The sequence below is a fragment of the Acinetobacter sp. A3 genome (assembly GCF_012371415.1).
Lineage (GTDB): Bacteria > Pseudomonadota > Gammaproteobacteria > Pseudomonadales > Moraxellaceae > Acinetobacter.
On the sequence record NZ_JAAZQW010000102.1, the window covers coordinates 1 to 546 of the forward strand.

1 protein-coding gene and 1 pseudogene are annotated in these 546 nt (G+C 47.4%); both read right to left on the minus strand.

Features of this window, described 5'->3' with window-relative positions; genetic code table 11:
- Nucleotides 1-127: 127 nt before the first annotated feature.
- Entirely contained in the window at nucleotides 128-463 is a 336-nt protein-coding gene (gene tnpB, locus HHA42_RS13420) for an IS66 family insertion sequence element accessory protein TnpB (protein WP_216076820.1), read from the minus strand.
- Nucleotides 460-546 (minus strand): annotated as a pseudogene (locus HHA42_RS13500) (IS66 family insertion sequence element accessory protein TnpB); the annotation flags it as partial. The gene tnpB and the pseudogene HHA42_RS13500, both read right to left, overlap by 4 nt.

A 546-nucleotide genomic window follows, 5' to 3' on the forward strand; every position in this document is an offset into this window, starting at 1 on the left:
AATTCCAGCAGTTGTTCATGGGTCAGTTGGCTTAAGTCAGGCAGCGTATTCATGACCGCAGTATGCCTGAGGTCATGAAGAGAATGAAATAGAACGTTTGGAGGATGGCAGAATGGTCGAGCTTGGTTTAGAGCATATTCACCACTTGCTGTAATCCAATTCTCTGCCAGGGCAAACCTTGGATTAATGCCTGTAACTGTTCCGGGCTGAGGGCCACGGTTTCACCTTGGTGAACTTGAGCCCAGTGAAATTTACCCTGTTCCAAACGCCGGGCACACAGCCAGATGCCCAGTCCATCATGTACCAACACTTTCATACGATGACCACGTTTATTACAGAACAGGTAGGCGCAATGCGGTTTGATGTAGCCAAAGGCTCTCACCACCTGAGCCATGATAGTATCCATTCCTGCTCGCATATCCATGGGCTGGGTAGAGAGCCAAATTTCATTGATACGGATCATGTTGCCAGTGCCTTGAGTAATTCTGCCAAGGCAGGTATTTCTGATGTCTGCCATTTTAGCTGAATATCATTATTCGTATGAGG